Origin of the sequence: Clostridium sp. Cult2, assembly GCF_021655075.1 — a bacterium.
In the GTDB taxonomy this organism is placed as follows: domain Bacteria; phylum Bacillota; class Clostridia; order Tissierellales; family Tepidimicrobiaceae; genus Schnuerera.
In genome coordinates, this window is the sequence record NZ_PPXX01000113.1 from 1 (window position 1) to 5007 (window position 5007).

The following is a 5007-nucleotide window of genomic DNA, read 5'->3' on the forward strand; positions in this document are numbered from 1 at the left end:
TTATAATAGCTAATATTATTAATAATATTTAACAAAAAAGAACCAGTCCCTAAGGATTGGTTCCATAATAAACCTAAATTAAGGTTGGTGCCGGGTTCAAATATTTATACTTGGTTCAAATATTTTTCCCTACCCATTTTATACAAATTATTTCCGTTACAATCTATTGCAACAAGAAGAGGCAATTCTTCTACTTTAAGTTTTCTTATAGCTTCAGAGCCTAAATCATCATAAGCCACTACTTCTGCTTCTTTAATGGATTTACTCAATAATGCTGCTATACCACCTATAGCAACAAAATACACCCCTTTATTCTTTTTAATGGATTCTATTACCTCCTCGGACCTATTTCCTTTTCCAATCATTCCTTTCAATCCAATATCTAAAAGCTGAGGAGCATAAGGATCCATTCTATAGCTTGTGGTAGGTCCAGCTGCTCCTATTACATCTCCTGGTTTTGCTGGGCTAGGTCCTACATAATAAATTATTTGATCTTTTATTTCTATAGGTAATTCTTTTCCTTCTTCTAATAATTTAACCAGTCTTTCATGAGCAGCATCTCTAGCTGTATATATTGTTCCAGTTATTGACACTTCATCTCCCATTTTTAAATCTTTTACTTTTTCTTGTGTCAATGGAGTTGTTAATTTTATCATCTAAAGTTCAACCTCCTTAAACCTTGTTACATGACAATTGATATTGACAGCTACTGGCAATCCAGCTATATGGGTTGGATAGGTTTCTATATTTACAGCAAGAGCTGTAGTTTTCCCACCAAATCCTTGAGGTCCTATTCCTAGTTTATTGATTTCATCTAATAGCTCTTCCTCCAAATTTCTATAATACTCATTACCATTTCTTTTTGATAAAGGTCTTACTAAAGCTTTTTTAGCTAAACTAGCTACTTTATCAAAAGTTCCTCCAATACCAACTCCAACTACTATAGGTGGACAAGGATTAGCTCCTGCATCTTCCACTGTTTTAATAACGAAATCCTTTACACCTTCAATGCCATCAGCTGGTTTTAACATTTTCAATTGGCTCATGTTCTCTGAACCAAATCCTTTTGGAGCTATTATTATTTTAAATTTATCACCAGGAATTATATTATAATTAATAACTGCTGGAGTATTATCTTTAGTATTTATTCTGTTTAAAGGGTCTTGGACTACAGATTTCCTTAAGTATCCCTCTGTATATCCTTGTCTTACTCCTTCATTTATAGCTTCCTCTAAACTTCCATTGATTATATGGACTTCTTGTCCTATTTCAACAAATACAGTAACCATACCTGTATCCTGACATAAAGCCATTTTTTCCTTCCTAGCTATTTCTATATTTTCTCCTATCTTCCCCAATATTTCTTTTGCCATTGGCCATGTTTCCTCTTTGTACCTCTTCTCTATTTCCAATTTTACATCTTCTGGAAGATATCGATTTGCTTCTATACAAGCTTTTTTTACTGCTTCTATTATTTCTTTGCAATCTATTTTTCTCATATATTAAAATACTAGGGAAGTTTGAATCCAAAATTCCCTAGTAAATATCCCTCCTTACAGTTATTTTCGTGCTACACCAGTCTTTATAGCTGCTTGGCTTACTGCTGAAGCAACTTTTTCAGATACCCTTGGGTCAAATACATTAGGAATTATAAACTCTGGGCCTAATTCATCTTCATCTACTAGCTCTGCTATAGCATATGAGGCTGCTATCTTCATTTCTTCATTTATTTCTGAAGCTTTAACATCAAAAGCTCCTTTAAATACTCCAGGGAATGCCAATAGATTATTTACTTGGTTTGGAAAATCAGAACGTCCTGTACAAACTACCTTTGCCCCAGCTTCCTTTGCCACATCTGGTAATATTTCTGGCTCTGGATTTGCCAATGCCATAATTATTGGTTCCCTATTCATAGATTTTATCATCTCTTTATTTATACAATTTGGAACAGAAACTCCTATAAAAACATCGGCTTCAACTAAAGCATCTCCCAAACTGCCTTTTATGCTACTCTTATTAGTCAGTTTTGCTATTTCTTCTTTATACTTATTCATTCCTATTTTTCTACCTTCATATATAGGACCATTACTGTCGCAAAGTATAATATCTTCTACTCCTAATTCAAATAATAGCTTAGCTATTGCTAGACCTGCAGCTCCTGCTCCATTTATAACTACCTTTATTTCATTAAACTTTTTCTCAACAACTTTTAGTCCATTTATTAATGAAGCAGCTACAACTATAGCAGTACCATGTTGATCATCATGAAATACGGGTATATTACATATTTTTTTCAACTTTTCCTCTATTTCAATACATTCTGGTGCTTTAATATCTTCTAAATTTATACCACCAAAAGAAGTTTCCAATAATTTTACCGTATTTACAATCTCATCTACATCCTTAGTATCTAAACATATTGGAAATGCATCTACACCAGCAAATTCTTTAAACAAAATTGCTTTCCCTTCCATAACTGGCAAACCTGCTGCTGCACCTATATCGCCTAAACCAAGAACTGCTGTCCCATTAGTTACAATTGCAACCCAATTACCTTTAGATGTGTAATCATAAACCTTATCTCCATCCTTAGATATTTCTAAACAGGGTTCAGCTACTCCTGGAGTATATGCTAAAACCAAATCTTCAGGTCTGTCTACGGAAATTTTAGGTTTCAAAGCTATTTTACCTTGATTTTCTTTGTGTAGTTTTAATGCTTCTTCTTTTACATTTTTACCCATTTATAACACCTCACTTTTGTATGTATTTTGGGTCATAGAAACAGGTTCTAATATTTTTTCAAGTTGAGAAGGCTCTAATATCTTTTCTTTTAATATAATATCTGCAATAGCGTCGCCAGTTTCCAATGCAGCATTTGCAACAATTGTTGCTTTTTTATAACCTACATAAGGACAAATTGCAGTAATTATACCAATACTATTATTTACTAATTCTTCACATCTTTCTTTATTTGCAGTAATTCCCTTTATACAATTTTCAATGAAAGTTTCTACACCATTAGTTAAAGTCTCAATGGATTCAAACAATTTGTAAAATATAACTGGACAAAAAGCGTTCAATTCTAATTGTCCTGCTTCTGCAGCCATAGTTACAGTTAAATCGTTTCCCATAATATTAAAAGCTATTTGATTCATTACCTCTGGTATTACTGGGTTAACTTTTCCTGGCATAATAGATGAACCATTTTGTCTAGGTGGAAGATTTATTTCTCCAAATCCTGTTCTAGGACCTGATGACATTAACCTTAAATCATTTGACATTTTAGATATATTTACTGCACAAGCTTTTAAAGCACCAGATACTTCTACAAATATATCTATATTTTGAGTTGCATCTATTAAATCATCTGATTGTTTTAAATCCATGCCAGTTACTTTAGATAGATTAGGTACTACATTTCTTAAATAATCTTTATGGGCATTTAATGCTGTACCTATAGCAGTACCTCCTAAGTTTAAGTTGTTTAAATTCTCTCTAACCTTTGTAATCCTTTTCACATCTCGTTCAATTGCACAACTATAAGCTTTAAATTCTTGTCCTAATCTAATAGGTATGGCATCTTGCATTTGAGTCCTTCCCATTTTTATTACACCATCAAACTCTATGGCTTTATCCTTTAATGCAAGATCAAGCTTTTTCAAACTTGCTATAGCCTTGTCCAACAATCTCATAATAGCAATCTTCCCTGCAGTTGGTATAACATCATTAGTAGATTGGCCTTCATTTACATGGTCATTAGGGTGAACTACATCATAATCACCTTTTTCTCCACCTAATATTTCAATTGCTCTATTAGCAATTACTTCGTTAGCATTCATATTAATGGATGTCCCTGCTCCACCTTGAATAGGGTCTAATATAAATTGATCATGGAAATTTCCTTCTATTATATCATCACAAGCTTTTGAAATTGCAGTTGCGATATTATCATCTAAAATTCCTGCTTCCTTATTACTAATTGCTGATGCCTTCTTTACCTCAGCAACGGCTTTTATTAATTCTTCATGTAGACTTAAGCCTGTAATTTCAAAGTTTTCACGACCTCTCAAACTTTGTATTCCATAATAAGCATCTTTTTGAACCTTTTTTTCTCCTACTAAATCTGACTCCAGCCTATAATTCATATAATTTACCTCCTAATGTCATATTAATTAATTTGTCTTTAATAAAAATATTCCCTATCCATTATATACTTTACCATTAATTAAATAAAGGATAAAAGAAAAAATTAAATTAGATGACTCCTACAGAACGCAGGAGTCACTTTGAAATTATTTCTTTTCCCTAAGGGTAACTTTTATGGCAATTGTTAAAGCTTCTACCATATAATCTAAAGACATACTAGGTGTTTTCTTTTTATCTATTACTTGATCTGGAATAAATGGAATGTGTATAAAACCACCTATTGTATTTGGATACTTCTTATTTATATTATAAAGTAGTCCATACATTATATGGTTACAAACATAGGTACCTGCTGAATTGGATATCTCTGCAGGGATTTTATTTTTATTCAACTCTTCTATTATAGATTTTACAGGTAATTTTGAAAAATAAGCATTATCTCCATCATCAAATATTGGTTCATCTACAGGTTGATTCCCTTCATTATCTGGTATTCTTGCATCACTTATATTTATTGCAATTCTTTCTACATTTATTTTGTCTGCTCCACCTCTTTGTCCAACACATATAACTATATCTGGTTCTTCCTTTTCCAAAGCTTCCTCTAATAGACGGATTGATTTTCTAAATACCGTTGGTAGCTCTAATTTAACTATTTCAGCACCTTCAATTTTATTGCCTAATCTTTTAACTGTTTCATATGCTGGATTAACTTTTTCTCCACCAAATGGATCAAAACCCGTTACTAATACCTTCAATTTCATTCCTCCTTGTACAATATAGTTATAATCAAATTACAGTTTTCCACTGTAATAATTATCAATTTCTTAAATAATAATATAGTCTTCTTTTCTAATCATT

The 5007-nt window shown here is 32.1% G+C and carries 5 protein-coding genes; all 5 read right to left on the bottom strand.

Translation table 11 applies throughout. The features are described 5' to 3' along the window. Nucleotides 1-104: 104 nt before the first annotated feature. The 5 genes from C3E90_RS12725 to pcp all read right to left on the bottom strand — a co-directional run bounded on the left by C3E90_RS12725 (nt 105) and on the right by pcp (nt 4904). Nucleotides 105-656 (bottom strand): Fe-S-containing hydro-lyase, encoded by a 552-nt coding sequence (locus C3E90_RS12725; RefSeq protein WP_236916050.1) that lies wholly within the window; start codon nt 654-656, stop codon nt 105-107. After that, nucleotides 657-1499, bottom strand: a complete 843-nt coding sequence (locus C3E90_RS12730) for a fumarate hydratase (protein WP_236916051.1) — start codon at nt 1497-1499, stop codon at nt 657-659. Nucleotides 1500-1559: 60 nt separating this feature from the next. Next, complete coding sequence (locus tag C3E90_RS12735; RefSeq protein ID WP_236916052.1) at nt 1560-2741, bottom strand: NAD(P)-dependent malic enzyme; 1182 nt, start codon at nt 2739-2741, stop codon at nt 1560-1562. Next, a complete protein-coding gene (locus C3E90_RS12740) occupies nt 2742-4145 on the bottom strand; it encodes an aspartate ammonia-lyase (protein ID WP_236916053.1) in 1404 nt (467 codons plus the stop codon). It abuts the gene before it with no gap. A gap of 147 nt (nt 4146-4292) precedes the next feature. Then, entirely contained in the window at nt 4293-4904 is a 612-nt protein-coding gene (gene pcp, locus C3E90_RS12745; protein WP_236916054.1) for a pyroglutamyl-peptidase I, read from the bottom strand. Between the last annotated feature and the right edge of the window lie 103 nt (nt 4905-5007).